The organism is Streptomyces sp. NPDC003034, from assembly GCF_053591375.1.
The window spans coordinates 98,984-121,270 of record NZ_JBSFTS010000017.1; the positions used below are offsets into that span (position 1 = coordinate 98,984).

19 protein-coding genes are annotated in these 22,287 nt (G+C 72.4%); 4 read left to right on the forward strand and 15 right to left on the reverse strand.

Annotated features, from left to right (window positions below; all coding sequences use genetic code 11):
- Positions 1 to 67 precede the first annotated feature (67 nt).
- Complete coding sequence (locus ACWDX7_RS18525; protein ID WP_451489922.1) at positions 68 to 1,546, forward strand: cytosine permease; 1,479 nt, start codon at positions 68 to 70, stop codon at positions 1,544 to 1,546.
- 70 nt (positions 1,547 to 1,616) lie between these two features.
- The gene (locus tag ACWDX7_RS18530) at positions 1,617 to 2,603 is read left to right on the forward strand and encodes an LLM class flavin-dependent oxidoreductase (RefSeq protein ID WP_451490043.1); all 987 of its coding nucleotides are present in this window, start codon (positions 1,617 to 1,619) and stop codon (positions 2,601 to 2,603) included.
- A gap of 46 nt (positions 2,604 to 2,649) precedes the next feature.
- Here ACWDX7_RS18530 and ACWDX7_RS18535 read toward each other — a convergent pair whose 3' ends face one another.
- The 4 genes from ACWDX7_RS18535 to ACWDX7_RS18550 form a co-directional block, all read right to left on the reverse strand.
- Complete coding sequence (locus tag ACWDX7_RS18535; RefSeq protein WP_451489923.1) at positions 2,650 to 4,080, reverse strand: sugar porter family MFS transporter; 1,431 nt, start codon at positions 4,078 to 4,080, stop codon at positions 2,650 to 2,652.
- Positions 4,081 to 4,330: 250 nt separating this feature from the next.
- Positions 4,331 to 8,290, reverse strand: a complete 3,960-nt coding sequence (locus ACWDX7_RS18540; protein ID WP_451489924.1) for an AAA family ATPase — start codon at positions 8,288 to 8,290, stop codon at positions 4,331 to 4,333.
- A 240-nt stretch (positions 8,291 to 8,530) separates the two neighbouring features.
- On the reverse strand, positions 8,531 to 8,746 hold the full coding sequence (locus ACWDX7_RS18545) for a hypothetical protein (RefSeq protein ID WP_219669582.1): 216 nt from the start codon (positions 8,744 to 8,746) through the stop codon (positions 8,531 to 8,533).
- Between the two features lie 349 nt (positions 8,747 to 9,095).
- A complete protein-coding gene (locus tag ACWDX7_RS18550; protein WP_451489925.1) occupies positions 9,096 to 9,377 on the reverse strand; it encodes an acylphosphatase in 282 nt (93 codons plus the stop codon).
- Between the two features lie 155 nt (positions 9,378 to 9,532).
- On the opposite strand from ACWDX7_RS18550, the gene ACWDX7_RS18555 reads away from it, so the two are divergent.
- Positions 9,533 to 10,495 (forward strand): CAP domain-containing protein, encoded by a 963-nt coding sequence (locus ACWDX7_RS18555; RefSeq protein ID WP_451489926.1) that lies wholly within the window; start codon positions 9,533 to 9,535, stop codon positions 10,493 to 10,495.
- Between the two features lie 59 nt (positions 10,496 to 10,554).
- On the opposite strand, the gene mutM is transcribed toward ACWDX7_RS18555, so the two are convergent.
- From mutM to ACWDX7_RS18600, 9 genes are all read right to left on the reverse strand, one after another.
- Positions 10,555 to 11,415, reverse strand: a complete 861-nt coding sequence (gene mutM / locus ACWDX7_RS18560) for a bifunctional DNA-formamidopyrimidine glycosylase/DNA-(apurinic or apyrimidinic site) lyase (RefSeq protein WP_451489927.1) — start codon at positions 11,413 to 11,415, stop codon at positions 10,555 to 10,557.
- Between the two features lie 133 nt (positions 11,416 to 11,548).
- A complete protein-coding gene (gene rnc / locus ACWDX7_RS18565) occupies positions 11,549 to 12,457 on the reverse strand; it encodes a ribonuclease III (protein ID WP_451489928.1) in 909 nt (302 codons plus the stop codon).
- A gap of 19 nt (positions 12,458 to 12,476) precedes the next feature.
- Positions 12,477 to 12,650 carry a 50S ribosomal protein L32 gene (rpmF, locus tag ACWDX7_RS18570; protein WP_003965982.1) on the reverse strand — a complete coding sequence of 58 codons (174 nt, stop codon included), beginning with the start codon at positions 12,648 to 12,650 and terminating at the stop codon, positions 12,477 to 12,479.
- A 2-nt stretch (positions 12,651 to 12,652) separates the two neighbouring features.
- Positions 12,653 to 13,363 carry a YceD family protein gene (locus ACWDX7_RS18575; RefSeq protein ID WP_451489929.1) on the reverse strand — a complete coding sequence of 237 codons (711 nt, stop codon included), beginning with the start codon at positions 13,361 to 13,363 and terminating at the stop codon, positions 12,653 to 12,655.
- Positions 13,364 to 13,475: 112 nt separating this feature from the next.
- The gene (locus ACWDX7_RS18580; RefSeq protein WP_451489930.1) at positions 13,476 to 14,603 is read right to left on the reverse strand and encodes a DivIVA domain-containing protein; all 1,128 of its coding nucleotides are present in this window, start codon (positions 14,601 to 14,603) and stop codon (positions 13,476 to 13,478) included.
- Between the two features lie 103 nt (positions 14,604 to 14,706).
- On the reverse strand, positions 14,707 to 15,186 hold the full coding sequence (gene coaD, locus ACWDX7_RS18585; RefSeq protein ID WP_355416099.1) for a pantetheine-phosphate adenylyltransferase: 480 nt from the start codon (positions 15,184 to 15,186) through the stop codon (positions 14,707 to 14,709).
- 29 nt (positions 15,187 to 15,215) lie between these two features.
- Positions 15,216 to 15,794: a 16S rRNA (guanine(966)-N(2))-methyltransferase RsmD gene (gene rsmD / locus ACWDX7_RS18590; protein WP_451489931.1), complete on the reverse strand. Its 579-nt coding sequence runs from the start codon at positions 15,792 to 15,794 to the stop codon at positions 15,216 to 15,218.
- A 70-nt stretch (positions 15,795 to 15,864) separates the two neighbouring features.
- On the reverse strand, positions 15,865 to 18,075 hold the full coding sequence (gene recG, locus ACWDX7_RS18595; RefSeq protein ID WP_451489932.1) for an ATP-dependent DNA helicase RecG: 2,211 nt from the start codon (positions 18,073 to 18,075) through the stop codon (positions 15,865 to 15,867).
- A gap of 96 nt (positions 18,076 to 18,171) precedes the next feature.
- Complete coding sequence (locus ACWDX7_RS18600; protein WP_451489933.1) at positions 18,172 to 19,842, reverse strand: DAK2 domain-containing protein; 1,671 nt, start codon at positions 19,840 to 19,842, stop codon at positions 18,172 to 18,174.
- A gap of 242 nt (positions 19,843 to 20,084) precedes the next feature.
- Between ACWDX7_RS18600 and rpmB the strand changes: the two genes are divergently transcribed.
- Positions 20,085 to 20,270, forward strand: coding sequence for a 50S ribosomal protein L28 (rpmB, locus tag ACWDX7_RS18605; protein ID WP_073911113.1), 186 nt, complete (start codon positions 20,085 to 20,087; stop codon positions 20,268 to 20,270).
- A 121-nt stretch (positions 20,271 to 20,391) separates the two neighbouring features.
- Here rpmB and thiD read toward each other — a convergent pair whose 3' ends face one another.
- Entirely contained in the window at positions 20,392 to 21,186 is a 795-nt protein-coding gene (gene thiD, locus ACWDX7_RS18610) for a bifunctional hydroxymethylpyrimidine kinase/phosphomethylpyrimidine kinase (protein ID WP_451489934.1), read from the reverse strand.
- Positions 21,183 to 22,166 (reverse strand): thiamine-phosphate kinase, encoded by a 984-nt coding sequence (locus ACWDX7_RS18615; RefSeq protein WP_451489935.1) that lies wholly within the window; start codon positions 22,164 to 22,166, stop codon positions 21,183 to 21,185. The genes thiD and ACWDX7_RS18615 overlap by 4 nt, the downstream gene beginning before the upstream one ends.
- Positions 22,167 to 22,287: the final 121 nt, after the last annotated feature.

A 22,287-nucleotide genomic window follows, 5' to 3' on the forward strand; every position in this document is an offset into this window, starting at 1 on the left:
CGTTCGGTGTGAATATACGATGATGGGCGACTTCCCCCCTTTGCCCCGCCTCCCCACGGAGTACCGCATGCCTGCCGACCCCGCCGACGGCGCGATGGAGACCGCGATGGAGACCGCGGTCGAGACCCGCGGACTGGAACCCGTCCCTGACGGCGAGCGCAGCGGCCGGGTCCGCGAGCTCGTCCCCACGTGGGTCGCCGCCAACATCAGCGTCCTGCTGCTGACCATGGGCGCCGGCCTGGTGATCTTCAACAAGCTCAACATCTGGCAGGTGCTCGTCGTCGCGGTCGCCGCGCCGGTCGTCTCGTACGGGATGGTGGGCCTGATCTCCATCGCGGGCAAGCGGGGCGGCTCCCCCGGCATGGCCCTGTCGCGGGCCGTCTTCGGGCAGCGCGGCAACCTCTTCCCCGGGGCGCTGATCTGGGTGGCCCGGTGGGGCTGGGAGACCATCAACGCGGTCAGCGGCGCCTATGCCGTCCTGACCGTCCTCGACCTGCTCTTCGGCATCAAGAGCAACACCGCTCTCATCGTCGTCACCCTGCTGTTCTTCGTGGGCTGCACCTTCGTGGTCTCGGGCCTCGGCATCAACGCGCTGCGCCTCTGCTCGACGTGGTCCACGTACCTCTTCGGCGCCTTCAGCGTGCTCGTCCTCGGGTACCTGCTGTTCACGACCGACTGGTCCGCCGTCTTCGGCAAGCCGGCCGGCTCCACCGCGATGATGATCGCGGGCATCGGCACCATCGCGGCCGGCGGCATCAGCTGGGTGCCCTCCGGTCCGGACTTCACCCGCTACCTGCCGCGCACCGCCTCCTCGCGGGGCCTGGTGGGCGCGACGATCGGCGGCGCCGGCGTCGTCGTGATCCCGATGGTCCTCATGGGCGCGGTCATGGCCGTCGGCACGCCCGACCTGGCCACCGCACAGGACCCGGTCTCCTTCATCGGCGAGCTGCTGCCGACCTGGATCGCGGTCCCGTACCTGCTCACCGCGCTGGTCGGGATGCTCCTGATCAACTCGATGTCCATGTACTCGGCCGGTTTCACGGCGCAGACCCTCGGCATCAAGGTCCCGCGCGCCTGGGCGGTCAGCGTGAACGCCGTCATCAGCCTGGTCTTCGGCTTCCTGCTGATGGTGGTCGCCACCAGCTTCTTCGGCTCCTTCATCTCCTTCCTGACCCTGCTGGCCGTCGCCTTCTCCGCGTGGATCGGCGTCTTCGGCGTGGACATGCTGCGCAGGAAGACCTACGACGGTCCCGCGCTGCTGGACACGACGCGGACCAGCGCCTACTGGTACCGGGGCGGATTCGCCTGGCAGGCGATGACCGCCTGGGCCGCCGCCCTGGCCGTGGGCCTGCTGTTCACCAAGGTGGACTGGTTCAGCGGGCCGCTCGCCACCACCTGGATCGGGCAGAACGGCCTGGGCTGGGCGGCCGGCATCGTGACCTCGGGCGCGCTCTACGCCGTACTGCCGCGCACGGCTGCCCCGGCCGCGCCCGCCGAGGCCGGTCCGGCCACGGAGCCGGCCCTCACGGGACCCCTGTCCAACTGACGGCGCGTCAGCTAACGTCCCCCTTCGCCCGCCCGTCCAGCATCCGGCGAAGGGGGACTCCTTCATGTCCATGCCCGTCACCGTGGCACGGTTCAATCTCGTCGACCCGAACGGCACCCCCGAGTCCCTCTCGGCCCGCTACCGGGCCGCCCTGGAAATGGCCAAGTACGCGGACGACCGCGGCGTCGACACCGTCCAGACGGAGGAACACCACGGCGCCGACGACAACTGGCTGCCCTCACCGCTCGCCTTCGCGGGCGCGGTCCTCGGCGCCACGCGCCGGATCGCGGTCACCGTCTCGGCGGTCATCGGCCCGCTGTACGACCCCCTGAAGCTCGCCGAGGACATCGCCGTCCTCGACCTGCTGGGCGGCGGCCGCCTCGTGACCGTCGCGGGCATCGGCTACCGGCGCGAGGAGTACGAGCAGCACGGCGTGGAGTGGGGCCGGCGCGGCAGGCTCCAGGACGAACTGCTGGAGACCCTCCTGAAGGCGTGGACCGGCGAGCCGTTCGCCTTCCGCGGCCGTACCGTACGGGTCACCCCGCGGCCCTCCACCCGGCCGCACCCGCCGCTCCTGGTCGGCGGTGGCTCCCGGGCGGCGGCCCGGCGCGCGGCCCGGCTGGGGCTGCCGTTCTTCCCGAGCGCGCACCTGCCGGAGCTGGAGGCGTACTACCACGCGCGGCGCGCCGAGTACGGCACGGAGGGCTTCTGCCTGATGCCCGCGGCCGAGACCCCCCTGCTGCACGTCGCGCAGGACCCGGACCGGGTCTGGTCCGAGTACGGCGGGTGCTTCCTGCACGAGGCCGCGGCGTACGCGGCCTGGCAGTCGAAGGACGTCCGCAGCGCCGTACGGTCGACCGCGCGCTCGGTGGCGCAGCTGCGCGCGGAGGGCGTGTACCGCGTCCTCACCCCGGACGAGGCGGTCGCCTACGGCCGGGCCGCGGGCGGGGCGGGAAACCTCGTCCTGCACCCGCTGTGCGGCGGGATGCCCGTGGACGAGGGCTGGCGCAGCCTGCACCTGCTGTGCGAACAGGTGCTGCCCCGGCTCAAGGAGTGAGCGGGGCAGCACCTGTCGAAGAGGAGAGGGGTGGCGGCGGGGGTGGTTACCCCATCTCCTCCAACGCCTTGCCCTTGGTCTCCGGCACCCACTTGAGGATGAAGGGGATCGAGAGCGCGGCGAAGACCGTGTAGATGACGTACGCACCGGAGAGGTTCCAGTCCGACAGGGACGGGAACGAGACGGTGATGACCCAGTTGGCGACCCACTGGGCCGCGGCGGCGACGCCGAGGGCCGCGGCCCTGATGCGGTTGGGGAACATCTCGCCGAGCAGCACCCAGACCACCACGCCCCAGGAGAGGGCGAAGAACAGGACGAAGGAGTGCGCGGCGACCAGCGCGACCGTGCCCTGCGTGTCGGGCATGGTGATGTTCTCGCCGGTGCCGGTCTTGTACGAGAACGCCCACGCGGCCAGGCCGAGCGAGAGGGCCATGCCCGCCGAGCCGACGAGGGCGAGCGGCTTGCGGCCGATCCGGTCGACGAAGATCATCGCGATGACCGTGCCGACGATGTTGATGATCGAGGTGGTGAAGGAGTAGAGGAACGAGCTGCTCGGGTCGATGCCGACGGACTGCCACAGCGAGGAGCTGTAGTAGAAGATCACGTTGATGCCGACGAGCTGCTGGAAGAGCGAGAGGCCGATGCCGATCCAGACGATGGGCAGCAGGCCGAAGCGGCCGCCGAGGAGGTCCTTGAAGGTGGACTTGTGCTCGGAGAGCATGGCCAGTTCGATCTCGCCCACACGTGCGTCGAGGTCGACCTTCGAGCCCTCGACCTCACGCAGCACCCGCTTGGCCTGCTCGGTGCGGCCGACGGAGATCAGGAAGCGCGGCGACTCCGGGATGACGAAGGACATCAGCCCGTAGAGCACGGCCGGGACGACCATGACGCCGAGCATCCACTGCCAGGCCTCCAGGCCGGCGATCTCGCCGCGCTGGTCGCCGTCGGCGAGGTTCAGGATGCCCCAGTTGACGAGCTGGGAGACCGCGATGCCGATGACGATGGCCGCCTGCTGGAAGGAGGCCAGCCGGCCGCGGTAGGCGGGCGGGGACACCTCGGCGATGTAGGCGGGGCCGATCACGGACGCCATGCCGATGCCGAAGCCGCCGATCACCCGCCACAGGGCGAGGTCCCACAGGGCGAAGGGCAGGGCCGAGCCGATGGCGCTCGCCGTGAAGAGGACGGCGGCGATCTGCATGCAGCGGATGCGGCCGATCCGGTCGGCGATGCGGCCGGCGGTGGCGGCGCCCAGCGCGCATCCGATCAGCGCGGCGGCGATCACCTGCGCGAGCGCCTCGGAGCCGACTTCGAACCGGTCGCGGATGGCGACGACGGCGCCGTTGATGACGGAGCTGTCGTAGCCGAAGAGGAAACCGCCCATGGCGGCGGCCGCTGTGATGAAGATGACGTGCCCGAGGTGGTCGGGCTGGGCTGCGCGTCCGCCGCCTGACGTGGACTCCTGCGCGGTGCTGGTCAAGGTCTGCTCCTGCTTGCCCGGCTGCGGTGGCGGGCGGTGGTGGGGGTGATTCCTCTCAGTGGCGCACGGTTCAAGATCGGGCACCACCCGAAAGGAGAGGGCAGCGGGAGCGAGCTTATGTCTTCATTTTCTGAAGTCAATACTTCATATGAAGTTCACTCTGCCGAAGATCGCTTCACTTCTTGAATGGAACTGCGCTCTTGCCGGACGGCTCTGCCGCCGCTCTTGCCCGTCTCGGGCGCGCTCATCCTCAGCGGAGGCGCTGGCTGATGACCTTGGAGACGCCGTCCCCCTGCATCGAGACGCCGTAGAGCGCGTCGGCGACCTCCATCGTCCGTTTCTGGTGCGTGATGACGATCAGCTGCGAGCTCTCCTGGAGCTCCTCCATGATCCGGATCAGCCGTTGCAGGTTGGTGTCGTCGAGCGCGGCCTCCACCTCGTCCATCACGTAGAACGGGCTGGGCCTGGCCTTGAAGATGGCCACCAGCAGGGCCACGGCGGTCAGGGAGCGCTCCCCTCCGGAGAGCAGTGACAGCCGTTTGACCTTCTTGCCCGGCGGCCGGGCCTCCACGTCGACGCCGGTGGCCAGCATGTCGCCGGGATCGGTCAGGACCAGCCGGCCCTCGCCGCCGGGGAACAGCCGGGAGAAGACCCCTTCGAACTCCCGGGCCGTATCCCGGTAGGCCTCGGTGAAGACCTGCTCGACCCGCTCGTCCACCTCCTTCACCACACGCAGCAGATCGGCGCGGGTCTTGCGCAGGTCCTCAAGCTGCTCGCTCAGGAACCGGTGGCGCTCCTCCAGCGCCGCGAACTCCTCCAACGCCAGCGGATTGACCTTGCCGAGCTGCTGGTAGGCACGCTCGGCCGCCTTGAGCCGCTTCTCCTGCTCGGCGCGGACGAAGGGGCCGGGGCGGTTGCGGGGGTCCTCCGGATCCTCGCTGGCCTCTTCCCCCTCGGCGAGCGGCGAAGGCGGCACCGGCTGGTCGGGGCCGTACTCGGCGACGAGCCCGCCGGCCTCCATGCCGAACTCCTCCAGCGCCTTGGTCTCCACCTGCTCGATCCGCAGCCGCTTCTCCGCGCCGAGCACCTCACCCCGGTGGACGGAGTCGGTCAGCTTGTCCAGCTCGGCCTTCAGGTCGCGACCGCGGCCGCGGGCCTCGACGAGTTCCCGCTCGCGCAGGCCCTTGGCGTACTCGGCCGCGGCACGCTCCTCCTCGGACCTGCGGAGCGAGACCTCCACGTGCGCGAGCAGCTGACGGGCCCCCTCGGCCACCGCCCGGGCCACCTGCGCCTCGTGCCGCAGCCGCGCCCGGCGCCGCTCCGCGCGGGCCCGGGCCTCACGCTCCGACCGGGCCGCGCGGTCCAGCGCGTCGGCCCGGCCGGCCAGCGCCTTGACCCGCTCCTCGTGCGTTCTGAGCTGGAGCCGGGCTTCCGTCTCGGTCTGCCGGGCGTTGGCGCCGTCCGCGGCGAGCCGGTCCCGCCGGGAGGTGTCCGGCTCCTCCTCCCCCGGCAGCTCCTCGGCGCTCGCCAGCCGCTGCGCGCACTCCTCCACTTCGGCCACCGCCCGCTCCAGCGCGTCCTGCGCCCTGGCCGCGGCGGCGGCGGCGCGCTCGGCTTCACCGGCGGCCCCCTTCGCCTGCCCGGCGAGCCTCCCGAGCTGCTGCGCGAAGCCCGCCCTCGCCTGTTCCGCGGCCCGCCGCCGCTCCCCGACCTCCTCGACCAGGGCGGCCGCATCCCGCCGCCGTGCCCCGGCTGCCTCCTGGGCCGCGCCGAGCTCCCGGCACTGCTCGTCCAGCCGGGCCAGCTCCGCCTCCGCCTCGTCCACGGCGGCCCGCACCTCGATGAGACTGGGCGCGCCCGCGGAACCGCCGTGGGCGAGGTGCGCCCCGAGTACGTCGCCCTGTGCCGTCACGGCCACCAGCTCGGGCCGCTCCGCGACCAGCGCCTCGGCTTCGTCGAGCGTCCCCACCACGACGTAGTCCCGCAGCACCCATCCGACGGCCCGCGCCACGGCGGCGTCACCCCGCACCAGCTCCCCGGCGCTCACCCACCGCCGTACACCGACACCGGTACCAGGCCCCGAACCTCTCGGCGTGGCGGCGGACGCGGGGGCGGATTCACGCGCGTCGCGCGGCCCGGCCGTGGCGCCTGCCGGGTCCTGCCCGCTGTACGGCTCGCCCGAGGCCTGCCCCGGCACCGCGGGGCCCGCACCGCCGGTGCGGCTCGGACCCGGGACCGGAAGCTGACCGGGAACGCCGGGCACACCGTCAACGCCCCCGCCGGACGCCGTCGCCCGCCCCGGTACGGGGCCGCCCGGAGCAACCGCGCAGCCCGGCAGGACGTCGCCGTGGACCGATCCACCGGCTTCGCAAGGTACGGCGGGAACCGCCCCGCCCGACGCCGTCGCCTGCCCCGGTACGGGCCCGCCCGGAGCAGCCGGGCCCGCCGGCGGGACTTCGCCCGGGAGGCGTGCGCCGAGCGGCGATGGCGGGGTGATCAGGAACGTGGCCCGCCCTCCGTCCGCATCCCGCAGGTGCCGGATCGCCCCGGCCGCCGCCCCGGGCGACGCCACGGCCAGCGCGTCCGCCGCCGCACCCAGCGCCGCCGCCACCGCCACCTCGTATCCCGGAGTCACCGACAGCCGCTCCGCCGCCGGTCCCAGCAGCCCGGCGAGCCGCCCCCGCGCCGCGAGCAGCGTCCCCGTACCGTCCTTGCGGCGCAGCCCGAGCGCCAGCGCGTCCCGCCGCGCCGAGACGGCAGCCCGCGACCGCTCCGCGGACGTCACGGCGTCCCGGGCGGCGGCGAGCCCGGCCTCGGCCGCCTCCAGCTCGGCCCGCGCCGTTCCCAGCGCGGCCTCCCGCTCCGCTTCGTCGTCCGGCGACCCGGACTCGGCGGCCAGGAGCTCGTACTCCTCCCGCGCGGCCTCGGCCCGCTCCCGCGCCTCCTCCCGCGCCGCGACCAGCCGGTCGATCTCCGCCTGCGCCGCGCCCGCCCGGGACCGGGCCGCGCCCAGCCGTCCCGTCAGGCGGGCCAGCCCCTCCCGCCGGTCGGCGATGGCCCGCGCCGCGTCCCGCAGCCGCCGTTCCTCCTCGGCCAGCGAGCGTTCCAGCTCCGCGCGGTGCGCCGCCGTGTCCTCCAGCGCGCGTGCGGCGGCCTCCAGGGCGGCCGCCAGTTCAGCCTCCTGCTCGCGGATCCGGGCGGCCTCCCGCTCCATGCTCTCGGGGTCCCTCCCGTCCCCGCCGCGCCGCTCCTCCTCCACCGGAGCCGTGGCACTCCTCACCCGCGCGTCGGCCAGGGACGCGGTGCCCCGTACGCGTTCGGCCAGCTGCGAGAGCTCGTACCAGGTCTGCTGGGCCCGCCCCAGCCGCGGCGTGAGCTCCCGTACCGCCTCCTCCAGTACGGCTTCGCGCCGCAGCGCGTCGGCGAGCCGGCTGGCGGCCTCCTCCTTGCGTTCCTTCAGCGCCGCCTCGTCCGCGATCTCCGCGTCCAGCGCCCGCCGCAGCAGGACGAGGTCGTCGGCGAGCAGCCGCAGCCGGGCGTCGCGCAGGTCCGCCTGGATGACGGCCGCCCGCCGGGCCACGGCGGCCTGCCGGCCGAGGGGCTTCAGCTGCCGTCGCAGCTCGTCGTTCAAGTCCTGTACGCGGGCGAGGTTGGCCCGCATCGCGTCCAGCTTCCGCAGCGCCTTCTCTTTCCGCTTGCGGTGCTTGAGTACGCCGGCCGCCTCCTCGATGAAGGCCCGGCGCCCCATGGGGTCGGCGTGCAGGACGGAGTCCAGCTGCCCCTGCCCGACGATGACGTGCATCTCGCGCCCGATGCCGGAGTCGGAGAGCAGTTCCTGGATGTCGAGGAGGCGGCAGGTATCACCGTTGATCTGGTACTCGCTGCTGCCGCCGCGGAACATGATCCGGGTGATGGTGACTTCGGCGTAGTCGATGGGCAGCGCGCCGTCGGAGTTGTCGATCGTCAGCGAGACCTCGGCGCGGCCGAGCGGCGGACGTCCTGTGGTCCCGGCGAAGATGACGTCTTCCATCTTCCCGCCGCGCAGGGTCTTGGCGCCCTGTTCACCCATGACCCAGGAGAGCGCGTCCACCACATTGGACTTGCCCGAACCGTTCGGTCCCACGACACAGGTGATGCCGGGCTCGAAGCGCAGGGTGGTGGCGGAAGCGAAGGATTTGAAGCCGCGCAGGGTCAGGGACTTGAGGTGCACGCCCCGGGACTCTACCTTTTCCGGGTGGTTTCACCCATGAAGGTGCAGGGCACACCAGAAGGCAACAGTCTCCCCACCCGGCCTCAGTGGTTTACGGCCGGAGCAGGCCCGAGCCGAAGAGGCCCGAGCCCCATGGAGCGAGCCCGAGAGACCCGAGTCCGGGAAGGCCCAAGAAAGAAGGGACGCCGAAGCGTCCCTTGCAGATCTGCGGGCTGGAGTGAGCGACAGGTGATCGCCGGATCAGGTGAGCGCAGGCTCCGCCTTGGGTACGTCGATGTCGATGCTGTCCAGCAACGAGTCTCCGTGCTGAGCGGCGGCCGCGTTCAACGCGTCGTTTTCGGACTGAATCCGTACGAGCTCGGACTCAAGGTCCTGGACGCGCTGCTGAAGCCGTCGCATCTCGGCGAGGAGCCGCGGATCCGAACCGCCGACGTAACCGAGAAGCGCCTTTGCCATGATGGATGGTCCTCCACACTGAGTGACCGACCGAAGCGGTGTGGGTCGTGAGGGAATCGCACCCGCGGATGTCCGGCAGCGACTGTCAGTCACTGCGCTTACTACTGCCAGCACTGCCAAACAGCTCAGGTGCGCGGGGCTTCCAGCGTCTCACCAAAAAGTTTGACGGTCAACACGATCACGCCCCGTATCGGCGGGCATCCCGGACCGCGTGGGGTGCATGGAGATCATCCTCGCCTCCGAGCCTTCCACGGATCGCCCGCGGCGGCAACGCGTCGGCGGAGAATGCGCAGATCCGACCGTGTGCGACCCACCACGGGATGTGATCAGTCCATGATCGGTCGAGCGCTCACCGGATCGCGAAACCGTCGTAACCGCCTCGCGGTGTGCCCCAGATCTCCGTCACCCCGTCGACGCGTCCGGGCGTGTCGGCGGAGCGCAGCCACTCCAGCAGTCGGTGGCAATTCTCACGTTGACCTTCCGCCACCACTTGCACCCGCCCGTCGTCGAGGTTGAGCGCGAAGCCGACGAGCCCGCCGATCTCCAGCGCATTGGCCCTGGTGAACCAACGGAAGCCCACTCCTTGGACCCGGCCGCGCACCCAGGCGGTCACACGGACGTCTTCGTTCATACGCGAACGCTAACCGGGCCGAGCCTGGACGAACACGCCGCCCCCCGGCGGCATGGCGTACAGTCGCGCTCCGATGAGCTCACCCATTCGGGTGGGTAAGGGATGATCTTCCACCTTTCAGATGATCTTGACCTTTCAAGGGAGGCCCGACGCCGATGGGACGCCACCGACTCCACGCCGCCCCGCCCCGCGGCGGCCGACGCGCCACGGTGGTGCGCACCGGCCTGCTGGGCGTCGCCGTGACCGCGGCCCTCGGCACGGCGGCCGTCACCACGGGCATGGTCCCGGTCAGCGGCTCCTTCCCCTACGTCGGCGTCAGCGGTACGAGCACCCACGCCACGGCGGAGGCGAAGGCCAAGGCCTCGCCCGGCCCCGACGGCGCGGCGCGGCAGCGGGACGGCCTCCCCGGCCTGTCCGGCCGCACCCCCGACGCCCCGTCGGCCGCTCCGTCCCCGTCCGCCTCGCCGTCCCCCTCCGCTTCGCCGTCCCCTTCCGCTTCCCCTTCCCCCTCGGCCTCGCCTTCGACGTCCCCGAGCCCGGCCGCGCCGAGCGCCTCCGCCTCGGCCACCCCGCCGCCGGCCCCTTCCGCCAACGCCCCGCGCAAGAGCCCCGCCCCCGCGCCGTCGAAGCCCGCCGCCCCGGCTCCGTCCAAGCCCGCGCCCCCGTCCAAGCCCGCGCCCCCGTCGAAGCCCGCCGTCCCGGTGCCGCCCGCTCCGCCGGCGCCGGGCGCCCTGGACGGTCACTCCGCCGAGGAGACCGCCGTGGTGACCCTGGTGAACCAGGCACGCGCTCAGGCCGGCTGCGGTCCGGTCCGGGCCAACCCGCCGCTCGCCGCGCTGGCCGGCGCCTTCAGCAAGGACATGGCCACCCGCGGCTTCTTCGGCCACACCGACCCCGACGGGGACAGCCCCTGGGACCGCGCCGCCCAGGCGGGCATCTCGGGTATGGGCGGCGAGAACATAGCCCGCGGTCAGGGTGACGCGGACGCCGTGATGAAGGCCTGGATGAACAGCCCCGGCCACAAGGCGAACATCCTCAACTGCGAATTCCGCACGCTGGGCGTCGGCGCCCACTTCGCCGCCGGCGGCCCCTGGTGGACGCAGGACTTCGGCTTCTGACACACGCCAGGTCGGTGCCGGCGCGCGCCCGCCCCTCCCGGCAGATCCTGCACGGCGTCCTACGACGGGATGCGCGGCGGCCTCTGGCAGCGCGGGCAGTAGTAGCTCGACCTGTTCATCCACGGCCTGCGCCGCATCGGCGTACCGCAGCGCCGGCAGGGCTCACCCTCGCGTCCGTAGGCGTCGAGTGAGCGGTCGAAGTACCCGGACTCCCCGTTCACGTTCACGTAGAGGCTGTCGAAGCTGGTGCCGCCGACCGCCAGCGCGGCGTTCATGACGTCCCGGACGTGGCCGAGGAGTTCCGCGCTCCGGGGGCGCGTCAGGGTCGAGACGGGGCGCTCGTAGTGAATCCGGGCGCGCCACAGGGCCTCGTCGGCGTAGATGTTGCCGACGCCGCTGATCAGGGACTGGTCCAGCAGGGCCCGCTTGACGGTGGTGCGCCGGGCACGCAGCGCGAGGTGGTAGGCGACCTCGTCGAACAGCGGGTCCAGGGGGTCCCGCGCGATGTGCGCGATGACGTCGGGCAGCCCCTCCGGAGTGTTCTCGTGCAGGGAGAGCCCGCCGAAAGTCCGCTGGTCGACGAAGCGCAGCTCCGTCCCCTGCCGGTCCCGGAAGCGCACGCGGATCCGCAGGTGCTTCTCGTCCGGTGCCTCCAGCGGCCGCACGAGCAGCTGCCCGCTCATCCCCAGGTGCCCGAGGACGGACAGGCCCAGGTCCTCCAGTGGCAGCCACAGGTACTTCCCCCGCCGCTGCGGCATCCCGATCGTCCGGCCCGCGAGCCGCGCCGCGAAGTCCGCCCCGCCCGCGAGGTGGCGCCGTACGGCCCTCGGGTGCAGCACCTCGACGGTTTCGACGGTCCGCCCGGCCACCCACCGCTCCAGCCCCCGCCGCACCACTTCCACCTCGGGCAGCTCGGGCACGGTTTCCTCCGGTGGCGGTACGGATCTGCTGGCTCCCGGCGAGCGTACCGGCCGTGTCCCGGGGCCCGGAAACGGGTCCGCCCCGCCACCTGCCGGGGCAGGTGGCGGGGCGGGGAAAACCCGGAAGGAAGGGTCAGACGCCCGGCGCCGAGTCGGCCGGCGTCGAGTCGGCCGGCGTCGGCGCGCCGTCCGTCCCGGCCGGGGCTTCGGCAGCGGCCGGCGCGTCGGCCTCGGCCGGAGCCGGTGCCACCGCCCGCACCTCTACCGCAGCCGCCTCGGCCGCGGCCTCCGCCGCTGCCGCGATCCGCTGGTCCGCGGCGGCGCGGATCCCGCGCCACGCGGACTCCGCCGCCTGCTGTTCCGCTTCCTTCTTGCTGCGGCCGGTGCCGGTGCCGTACGAGACACCACCGACGCGAGCGGCAGCTGTGAAGGTCTTCTCGTGGTCCGGACCGGTCTCGGTGACCAGGTACTCCGGTACACCAAGACCTTCGGCCGCCGTGAGCTCCTGGAGACTGGTCTTCCAGTCCAGGCCGGCCCCGAGGTTCGAGGACTTCTCGATGAGCGGGTCGAAGAGCCGGTGAACCAGCTCCGAGGCCGCGTCAAGGCCCTGATCGAGGTAGACCGCACCGATCACCGCTTCAAGGGTGTCGGCGAGGATGGAGGCCTTGTCCCGGCCACCCGTGCCTTCTTCGCCCCGGCCGAGCCGGATGAAGAGACCGAGTTCGAGGCCGCGCCCGACCTCCGCCAGCGCACGCGAGTTGACCACCGCGGCCCGCAGCTTGGCCAGCTGGCCTTCGGGCAGGTCGGGGTGGGTCGTGTACAGCGTGTCCGTGACCACCAGGCCCAGCACGGAGTCCCCGAGGAACTCCAGCCGTTCGTTGGTGGGCAGACCGCCGTTCTCGTACGCGTACGAGCGGTGCGTCAGCGCACGCACCAGAAGGGCGGACTCAAGTTTGTACCCGAGCCGCCCTTCCAGAAGCGTGTGGGACGAGGCCGCGTTGTTACTGTCTGCCTGCTTCTCAGCGTTGGACAGCTCAGACATTGCGCCTCTCACCAGCCGCTCAGACCTCGAGGACCTGGCGCTTGTTGTAGGTGCCGCAGCTCGGGCACGCGATGTGCTGGAGCTTCGGCTCCTGGCAACGCTCACACGAAACCAGGGTGGGGACCGCAGCCTTCCACTGCGACCGGCGGTGGCGCGTGTTGCTGCGCGACATCTTCCGCTTCGGAACAGCCACGGCTACTTCTCCTGCTTCTCGGCGGCGCTCTGAACGTCGTCAGATGCAGTGCCGCTCATGTTGTCCTTCTCGTCGTCCTGATCGGTCACGACGAGTTCCTGCAATGCCGCCCAACGGATGTCGACGGCGTCATGGTGATGGTCCGGGTCGTCGTTCAGGCTGAGTCCGCAATCGGGGCACAGTCCGAGACAGTCCTCCCGGCACACCGGCTGCAGCGGCAGTGCGAGCACCACCACGTCGCGCAGCACGGGTTCGAGGTCGAACAAGCCGTCCTCAAGGTGGAGCGTGTCCTCGTCGTCCTCGGCGTCGTCGGCCGGCTCCGCCTTGGAGCGGGTCCGGTCGTCGGCGTCAGGGTACGAGAACATCTCCTGGAAGTCCGCCTTGAGCTCACGCTCCACGGACTCCAGACACCTTACGCACTCCCCCACGGCCGATGCACGGACGGTGCCTGTGACAAGCACCCCTTCCATGACCGACTCCATGCGGAACTTCAACTTCATCGGGGCGCCTTCCGGCACTCCGATGACACCGGCGAGACCGAGGTCCGCCGGCGCCGCGATCTCCTGGAACAGCCGCTGCATGGCACCAGGACGCCGACCCAGCTCGTGCGTGTCGAACACGAGGGGGTTGCGGTGGTCGAGGCGGGTATTCAGGGCCGTTCCTGCTTTCACAGATCGCTGAAGATCAAAGCCGCCGCCACTTACGGGCAGCATGGATCGCGGTGCATACGCGCGACCGAAGAGCCAGGATACCCGGCGCCGGGCTCTGCGCCCAATCGGCCCCGGGTCCCTCCGTAGCGGGCGGGCACCCCTTCGGCGAGGGCGCTCAGCGGCCCTGTTCGTACTGGCGCAGCTGGTCGAGATTGATCATGCTCGTGTCGAAGAGGCTGGTCTCGTCCAGGGCGGGCTGCTGCCCCTGCTGGCCGTGCTGGGTCTGCTGGCCGTGCTGGCCCTGCGGCTGCTGTCCGTCGTAGTGCCCGGCGTAGGCGGCACCGGTGTAGGCGTCGGACGGGGCGTGCTGCTGATACGCCGCATAGGGGTCCTGCTGCTGGTAGCCCCCGTACGGGTCGGCGTAGGGCGCGGGGTAAGCCGCTCCCCCGGCGCCGGGGCCCGTACCGGGGTACGGCTCCTGCTGCTGGGCGGCGGGCTGCTGGTAGGAGTACGCGTCGTACGCCGGTTCCGGCCGGGCCTGCGGGGGGACCGGAGCCTGCGCCGGCGCGGCCTCCGGTTCGGCCAGGCCCGCCAGGAAGTCCGCGTCGCTCGCCGAGCGGGAGGAGGGTGCGCCCGCCGCGTCCTGGGCGGCCATGTGCACGCCGAGGTCGTCGGAGGGGCCCCGGCCGAGCAGTTTCTGCCGGCCGCGGCCGACCGCCTCCAGGGTCTTGGCGAGCACCGCCTCGAAGGTCGCCAGTTTGGTGTCCACGTAGGCGTCCGCCTGGAGCCGCTGCGTCTGCGGGTCGAGGCTGCGCTCGGGGGCCTCCGGGTCCGGGTAGCCGTCCTCGTCCAGGGCCGGACCGCGGCCCAGGAGCTTTTCCCGCCCCCGGTCCACGGAGCCGATGGTCTTGGTCAGCACGACCTCGAAGTTCGCGAGCTTGCTGTCGACGTAGTCGTCGGCCTCGGCCCGGATTTCCTCGGCCTCGCGGCGGGCCTCCGACAGGATCCGGTCCGCCTCGGCCTGGGAACGGCGCGCGATCTCGGTGTCGGAGATCAGCGAGCCCCGCTGGTCGTGGGCGGACTCGATGATCCGCTCCGCCTCCCGGCGGGCCTCCTCGACCAGCTGCTCCCGCCCGCCGATGAGCTCCTGCGCCTGGGCGAGTGAACCGGGGAGCGCGCTGCGCACCTCTTCGAGCTGGGCGAGCAGCTCGGCGCGGTTGATCACGCAGGAGGCCGACATGGGCATGGACCGGGCGCTGCCGACGGCCGCGACGATCTCGTCCAGCTTCTTCTGCACGTCCATGGGGGCTCGCACTCTCTCGGCCTCAGGCGGTTCCTGAGACGGACGGGACGACTGTAAGGCCACCGGGCGGAGCCCCGACACTGACTGACGGGGCGTCAGGCGGTCAGCGGTCCCGCAGCCGCGCCAGCAGGGCCGTGTGCACGTGCGCCGGCAGCAGGTGGGCGACGTCGCCGCCCCAGGCCGCGACCTCCTTGACCAGGGAGGAGGACAGGAAGCTGTAGGTGGGGTTGGTCGGGACGAAGAGCGTCTCGACGCCCGACAGACCCATGTTCATCTGGGCCATCTGGAGCTCGTAGTCGAAGTCGCTGACGGCTCGCAGGCCCTTGACGATGGCCGGGATGTCCCGCTGCTTGCAGAAGTCGACCAGCAGTCCGTGGAAGGACTCGACCTCGACGTTCCCGTAGTCGGCGGTCGCCTCGCGGATCAGCTCGATCCGCTCCTCGACGGTGAACAGCCCCTGCTTGGACTGGTTGATCATCACGGCGACGTGGACCACGTCGTAGAGCCGGGAGGCCCGGCCGATGATGTCGAGGTGTCCGTTGGTGATGGGGTCGAACGACCCCGGACAGACGGCGCGGCGCAACTGATGTTCCTCGCTCTCCGGTGCGGGCATCATGAATCTTCGCTGGTGAAGGCGGCGCGACCGTACCAAAGGGTGCCCTCGCCGTACTTCCGGGACCGGAGCGGTTCGAACCCTTCGGGCCACGGGAAGGCGCCGCTCCTGGTACTGCGCTCCACGGTGACGAGCGCCGCGTCCGTGAGCCAGCCATTGGACCGGAGTGTGAGGAGGATCTCCCGGAGATCGTCATGGCCGACGGCGTACGGCGGATCCAGGAAGACGATGTCGTACGGCTCCCCGCCCGCCCGGGCCGCCACGATCTGCTCCGCCTTGCCGGCGCGGAACTCGGCGCCGGGCAGGCCCAGGGTGCGGATGTTGTCCCGGATGGCCTTGGCGGCCTTGGCGTCGGCCTCGACGAGCAGGACGTGGACGGCGCCGCGGGACAGTGCCTCCAGGCCGACGGCGCCGGAGCCCCCGTACAGATCGAGCACCCGGGCCCCCTCGACACCGTGGAGCGACTCCCAGGTCGAGAAGAGGCCTTCGCGCATCCGGTCCGAGGTCGGCCGGGTGCCCGTGCCGGGGGGCACGGCCAGCCGTCGCCCGCCGGCGCTGCCGGCGATCACGCGGGTCATCTGGGGTCCTTCGGTCCGGCGGTCGGGGCCCGCGGTAGTCCCGCGGAGCTCCAACGATAGGCCGTGCCGCTCAGCCCTTCTCCAGGTACTGCTCCCGCTCGGTGTCCAGCAGGGCGTCCAGCGCGGTCCTCAGGGCCGGCAGCCGCTCCAGGTCCGGGTCCTCGGCCACGACGCGGGTGGCCTCTTCCCGCGCCTGGGCGATGACCTCCTCGTCCTCGATGACGGCGAGCATCCGCAGCGAGGAGCGCACGCCCGACTGGGCCTGGCCGAGGACGTCGCCCTCCCGGCGCTGCTCCAGGTCGATCCGGGAGAGCTCGAATCCGTCGAGGGTGGCGGCGACGGCGGCGAGGCGGGCCCGGGCGGGGCTGGCCTCGTGCATCTCGCTGACCAGCAGGCACAGGCCGGGCGCGGAGCCGCGGCCGACGCGGCCGCGCAGCTGGTGCAGCTGGGAGACGCCGAACCGGTCCGCGTCCATGATCACCATGACGGTGGAGTTCGGCACGTTCACCCCGACCTCGATGACGGTGGTGGCCACCAGCACCTTGACCTCGCCCGCGGCGAAGCGCCGCATGACGTCGTCCTTGTCGGCCGGGTCCATCCGCCCGTGCAGCACCTCGACCGGCAGTCCCGCCAGGGGGCCGCGCGCCAGCTGCTCGGCGATGTCCAGGACGGCCAGGGGCGGGCGCTTGTCCCCCTCCTCCTCGGCGGCCTTCTTCTTGGCGTCGGCCGCCTCGTCGAGGGAATCACCGATGCGGGGGCAGACCACATACGCCTGGTGGCCCTTCTCGACCTCCTCGCGGACCCGCTCCCAGGCCCGGCTCAGGAAGTGCGGCTTGTCCTTGGCGGGCACGACATGGGTGGCGATCGGCGAGCGTCCGGCGGGGAGCTGGTCCAGGACGGAGGTCTCCAGGTCGCCGAAGACCGTCATCGCGACCGTGCGCGGGATCGGGGTCGCGGTCATCACCAGCAGGTGCGGGGGCTGCTTCCCCTTGGACCGCAAGGCGTCGCGCTGCTCCACGCCGAAGCGGTGCTGTTCGTCCACCACGACCAGGCCGAGGTCGTGGAACCGCACCTTGTCCTCGATCAGCGCATGGGTGCCGATCACGATCCCGGCCTCACCGGTGACCAGGTCGAGCAGCGCCTGCCGGCGCGCGGGCATCCCCATCGAGCCGGTGAGCAGCACCACCTTGGTGCCCCGGTCGGAGCCGCCGAGCATTCCGCCTTCGGCCAGTTCGCCCATCATTTCGGTGATGGAGCGGTGGTGCTGCTGGGCGAGCACCTCGGTGGGCGCGAGCATCGCGGCCTGCCCCCCGCAGTCCACGACGGCGAGCATGGCCCGCAGCGCGACCAGCGTCTTGCCGGAGCCGACCTCCCCCTGGAGGAGCCGGTGCATGGGGTGGCTGGTGGCCAGGTCGTCGAAGATCTCCTTCGAGACGCCCCGCTGGCCCTCGGTGAGGGTGAAGGGGAGCTTGGCGTCGAAGGAGTCGAGCAGACCGCCGGCCGCGGGGCGGCGGGGTACGGCCGGGAGTTGGGAGTCGGCGTGGCGGCGGCGGGCGAGGGCGACCTGGAGGACGAAGGCCTCGTCCCATTTCAGGCGCTGGCGGGCGTCCTCGATGTCGGCCTTGGTGGCCGGCCGGTGGATCTTCAGCAGCGCCTCGGTGAGCGGGATCAGCCCGCGCCCCTCGCGCAGGGAGGGCGGCAGCGGGTCCTCGGCTTCCCGGACGCCGGGCAGTACCGCGTCGACCGCCTTGGAGATCTTCCAGGATTCCAGCTGCTTGCAGGCGGGATAGATCGGGATGAGCTGGTTGGCGAAGGCGGCCGCCGCGTCCGCGCCGCCGCCGTCCTCCGCTTCGGTGCCGAGCGGCTCGTAGGCGGGGTGGGCCAGTTGGAGCTTGCGGTTGAACATCGAGACCTTGCCCGCGAACATCGCGCGGCGGCCGGGCAGCAGGTCCTTGTGCGGCTTGTGGACGCCTGCGCCGAAGAAGACCAGCTGCAGGCGCCCGCTGCCGTCGGTGATGGTGACCTCCAGGCGCTTGCCGCGGCCGCCGTTGAAGGTCAGGATCCGGGCGTCGGCGACCTGCGCGACGACGGTCACGTGCTCGTCGATCTGGTCGGCCAGTTCGGCGAGGGGGGTCAGCTCGCCGCGCTCGGCGTACCGCCGGGGGTAGTGGTGGAGCAGGTCCAGGGCCGTATGCAGGCCGAGCTGCTCGGCCAGCACCTTCGCGGTGGCGGGGCCGAGCGTCTTCTTGAGGTCTTCGTCGAGCGCGGGCACGTGTTCCATTGCACACCATGGCACCGACAACCGGGGCATACGCCCTGCGGCCCGCGCGGTGGGCGGGTGCGCCGCCCCCGGACGCGGGCCCGTCCGGCGGCGCCGCTATTCGACGCCGATGAGCAGCGGCGCCGAATACCGCCCGCCCCGGTAGGTGACGGTGTCGACCGCGAGGTGCTTGTGCTGGACGTACGCCTCCAGGCGCTCGGCGAGGGCGTCCGGCACCTCCGGTCCCAGGACCAGGGTGACGAGTTCGCCGCCCGAGCCGAGCATCCGCTCCAGGACGGCCTGCGCGGTCTCGGGCAGGCCGGTGCCGATGACCGCGACGTCGCCGTCGATGAGCCCGAGCACGTCGCCGGCCTGGCAGATGCCGGCGGAGGTGAAGGACTGCCGCTCGGCGACGGCCAGTTCGCCGTACCGGGTGGCTCCGGCCGCCGAGGTCATGGCGACCACGTCCTCGTCGAAGCTGGCGTCCGCGTCGTGCACGGCGAGAGCGGCCAGCCCCTGGACCGCGGACCGGGTGGGGATGACGGCCACCCGTACCCCGTCGGCGCGGGCCTGCTCGGCCGCCGCGGCCGCGGCCGCCCGCGGCTCGGTGCCGCCCGGCAGCAGCACCACCTCGCGGGCGTGCGCGCGCCGGATGGCATCGACCAGTTCGGCGACGGCCGGTACCTCCCCGGGCGGCGCGAGCACGGTCGTCGCGCCGGCCTCGCCGCACAGCACGGCCAGTCCCTCGCCCGGGACCACGGCGACCACGGCGCGCTGGACGCGTTCGCCCCGGGCCCGGCGCCGCTCGTCGCCGAAGTGGGTGATCCGGATCCGGTACGGCCGGCCGGCCACCACCCCGGCCTCCACGGCGGCGCCGGGATCGTCGACGTGGACGTGTACGTTCCACAGTCCGTCGCCGCCCACGACGACGAGGGAGTCGCCGAGCGGGTCGAGCCGTGCGCGCAGTTCCGCGACCTGGGCCTCGGAGGCCTCCAGCAGGTAGACCACCTCGTACGCCGGTCCCTGCGGTTCCTGCGCGCAGGGCTCCGGCAGCCGCGGTACGGGCACGGCCCGGCCGCGCACCGGCTCCGCGGCGGGCTCCTGTCCGGACAGCGCCTGCCACAGGGCCCCCAGGACGGCGACCAGCCCGCAGCCCCCGGCGTCGACCACTCCGGCCCGGCGCAGCGCGGCCAGTTGCCCGGGGGTCTCGGCCAGGGCGGCGCGGGCCCCGTCGTAGGCGGCCCGGGCCACGTCGGCGGCGGTCCCGGCGTGGGCCTGCGCCGCCTCACCGGCCCGGGCCGCGGCCGCGGCGACGGTGAGCATGGTGCCCTCCACCGGGTGCGCGACGGCCGCGTACGCCTCCTCCGCGGCACGGGTCAGCGCCTGCGCCAGCAGCCGGCCGGGCCCGCGCCCCCCGGGCTCGTCGCCCAGTACGTCAGCCACTCCGCGCAGCAGCTGCGCCAGGATCGTCCCGGAGTTCCCCCGGGCCCCTATGAGCGCGCCGTGCGCATAGGCCCGCACGGCCTGCGCCAGGGAGGTCCCGGCCGGGGCCCGGGGGGCTGTGGTCTCGCTCACCCCGGGCTCCGTCGTGCCGAAGGCCTCTTCCAGGGCGCGGTCGGCCGATTCGGCGGTCAGGTAGAGGTTGGTTCCGGTGTCGGCGTCCGCGACCGGGTAGACGTTGATCGCGTCGATGTCCTCGCGGGCCCGGCCCAGCGCGGCCACGGCCAGTGAGCTCCAGGCGCGCACCGCTTCGGCGTCGAGGGCGTGCGGCTCAGGCTCGTGCGGCACCGGGCGTTCCTCCTTGTGCGGGCCGTGGTTCACCGCAGGGTAACCAAGGACGGACGGGCGGTCGGGACCACGGGGCGGGGCCGGCGGTCGCCATGGTAGTTTTCTTGGACCGGGACAGACGTTGTATGCTGCTCCGGTTGCCCGATGAGAGTCGGGCCATTCCCCCCGGCAAACCACTTCAGATCATTGATCCGGTGCGCCGGGTTTCACTGTAAGTGCATCTGAAGTCTTTGGAGTGACCTGTGGCTGCCAACTGCGACGTTTGCGCCAAGGGGCCGAGCTTCGGCAACAGCATCTCCCACTCGCACCGCCGCACGTCCCGTCGCTGGAACCCGAACATCCAGCGCGTCCGTGCCGTGGTCAATGGGACGCCGAAGCGCCTCAACGCCTGCACCTCGTGCATCAAGGCCGGCAAGGTCTCGCGCTGACGCCTCACGTCGTAGCGCAGCCCTTCCGGTTGCCAGAAGTATCGAAGGCCGGTTCACCCCTGGTGAACCGGCCTTCTGCTATGTCCGGGGCCGGGGCCGGGGCCGGGGCCCGGCGGGAAGCTCAGCGCCACCGCCAGGCGTGATCCACCGGGCCGATGCCGCCGCCGAGCGCGAAGCCGGCCGCGATGGCGCCGGTGACGTACGCCTTGGCCTCGCGGGCGGCCCGCGGCACGTCGTGCCCCTTGGCCAGTTGGGCGGCGAGGGCGCTGGCGAGGGTGCAGCCGGTGCCGTGGGTGTGCCGGTTGCCGTTGCGGGGAGCGCGCAGCCAGATGTGCTGGTCCCCGTCGGTGAGCAGGTCGGCGGCCTCGTGCCCGCCGGTCAGGTGCCCGCCCTTGATCAGCGCCCACCGCGGCCCGTAGCCGAGGATCGCGTCGGCGGCCCGCCGCATGTCGTCCTCGCTCTCCACGACCAGCCCCGTGAGCTGCTCCACCTCGTCGAGGTTGGGGGTGGCCACGGTGGCGCGCGGCAGCAGCTCCGCGCGTACGGCGTCCAGCGCGGAGGCGGCGAGCAGCGCGTCCCCGTGCTTGGAGACCCCGACCGGGTCCACGACGACCGGGGCCCGGGTGCCGGCCAGCAGTTCCGCGACCGTGGTGACGAGTGCGGTGGAGGACAGCATCCCGGTCTTCACCGCGTCCACGCCCATGTCGTCCACCACGGCCCGGTACTGGGCGCTGACGGCCTCGGCGGGCAGTTCCCAGGCTCCTCGTACCCCGAGCGAGTTCTGGGCGGTCACGGCGGTGACCACGCTCATGCCGTGCACGCCGAGCGCCAGCATGGTCTTCAGGTCGGCCTGGATGCCCGCGCCACCGCCGGAGTCGGATCCGGCGACGGTCAGGCACAGCGGCGGCCGCGTCATCGCGGCGTCTCCTCGGGCGCGGGGTCGGCCCCGAAGTGGTCCCAGCCGCCGGTGCTCGTCCAGGGCGCGCCGTCCACGGTCACCTGGGGCAGCGCGGAGCGGTTGAGCACCTCCCCGATGACCTTCCAGCGGGCGGGGAGTTTCACGTCGGGCGGGAAGGTCGCCACCATCGCGTGGTCCTCTCCCCCGGTGAGCACCCATTGCAGCGGGTCCACGCCGACGGCCTGTCCGATGTCGTGCATCTGGGTCGGGATGTCGACGGCCCCCGAGCGCAGGTCGATCCGTACCTTGCTGGCCTCGGCGATGTGCCCGAGGTCGGCGATCAGACCGTCGCTGACGTCGGTCATGGCGGTGGCGCCGAGTCCGGCGGCCGCGGGGCCCGCGTGGTACGGCGGCTCGGGGCGCCGGTGCGCCTCGACGAAGGCCCTCGGGGAGCGGAAGCCGCGCGAGAGCACGGCGAATCCGGCGGCGGACCAGCCCAGCCAGCCGGTGACGGCGACGACGTCGCCGGGCTGGGCGCCGGAGCGCAGGACGGGCTCGTGGTTGCGCAGGTCGCCGAGGGCGGTGATCGCCACGGTGATGGTGTCCCCGCGTACGACGTCCCCGCCCACGACGGCCGCGCCGGCGACCTGGCACTCGTCGCGGATGCCGTCCATCAGTTCGGTGGGCCAGGTGACCGGCAGCTCGGCCGGAACGACCAGGCCCAGGAGCAGCGCGGTCGGGACCGCGCCCATGGCCGCGATGTCCGCGAGGTTCTGCGCGGCGGCCTTGCGGCCGACGTCGTAGGCCGTGGACCAGTCGCGCCGGAAGTGCCTGCCTTCCAGCAGGATGTCGGTGCTCGCCACGACCCGCCGGTCGGGGGCCGACACGACCGCGGCGTCGTCGCCCGGTCCGAGCCGGACCGCCGGGGTGGTGGTGAGCCGTGAGGTGAGCTCCCTGATGAGCCCGAACTCCCCCAGCTCGCCGACAGTGCCCTTCATCGCTGTGCCCCTTCTTGCCCAGTCCGCTTGCGGTCGCGAGCCGTCACAGCTCTGGGTACCGTCAACAGATACGTCAACTTCTGCTCTCCGTACGCCCCGCCGTGCGCGCAGCCGGGCTCAT

Excerpts from the sequence above, each read along its gene's own strand:
- ACWDX7_RS18525 (WP_451489922.1), top strand. The coding sequence starts at position 68 with ATGCCTGCCGACCCCGCCGACGGCGCGATGGAGACCGCGATGGAGACC.
- ACWDX7_RS18530 (WP_451490043.1), top strand. The coding sequence starts at position 1,617 with ATGCCCGTCACCGTGGCACGGTTCAATCTCGTCGACCCGAACGGCACC.
- ACWDX7_RS18545 (WP_219669582.1), bottom strand. The coding sequence starts at position 8,746 with ATGGCAAAGGCGCTTCTCGGTTACGTCGGCGGTTCGGATCCGCGGCTC.
- ACWDX7_RS18550 (WP_451489925.1), bottom strand. The coding sequence starts at position 9,377 with ATGAACGAAGACGTCCGTGTGACCGCCTGGGTGCGCGGCCGGGTCCAA.
- ACWDX7_RS18555 (WP_451489926.1), top strand. The coding sequence starts at position 9,533 with ATGGGACGCCACCGACTCCACGCCGCCCCGCCCCGCGGCGGCCGACGC.
- rnc (WP_451489928.1), bottom strand. The coding sequence starts at position 12,457 with ATGTCTGAGCTGTCCAACGCTGAGAAGCAGGCAGACAGTAACAACGCG.
- ACWDX7_RS18575 (WP_451489929.1), bottom strand. The coding sequence starts at position 13,363 with ATGCTGCCCGTAAGTGGCGGCGGCTTTGATCTTCAGCGATCTGTGAAA.
- ACWDX7_RS18580 (WP_451489930.1), bottom strand. The coding sequence starts at position 14,603 with ATGGACGTGCAGAAGAAGCTGGACGAGATCGTCGCGGCCGTCGGCAGC.
- rsmD (WP_451489931.1), bottom strand. The coding sequence starts at position 15,794 with ATGACCCGCGTGATCGCCGGCAGCGCCGGCGGGCGACGGCTGGCCGTG.
- recG (WP_451489932.1), bottom strand. The coding sequence starts at position 18,075 with ATGGAACACGTGCCCGCGCTCGACGAAGACCTCAAGAAGACGCTCGGC.
- thiD (WP_451489934.1), bottom strand. The coding sequence starts at position 21,186 with ATGACGCGGCCGCCGCTGTGCCTGACCGTCGCCGGATCCGACTCCGGC.
- ACWDX7_RS18615 (WP_451489935.1), bottom strand. The coding sequence starts at position 22,166 with ATGAAGGGCACTGTCGGCGAGCTGGGGGAGTTCGGGCTCATCAGGGAG.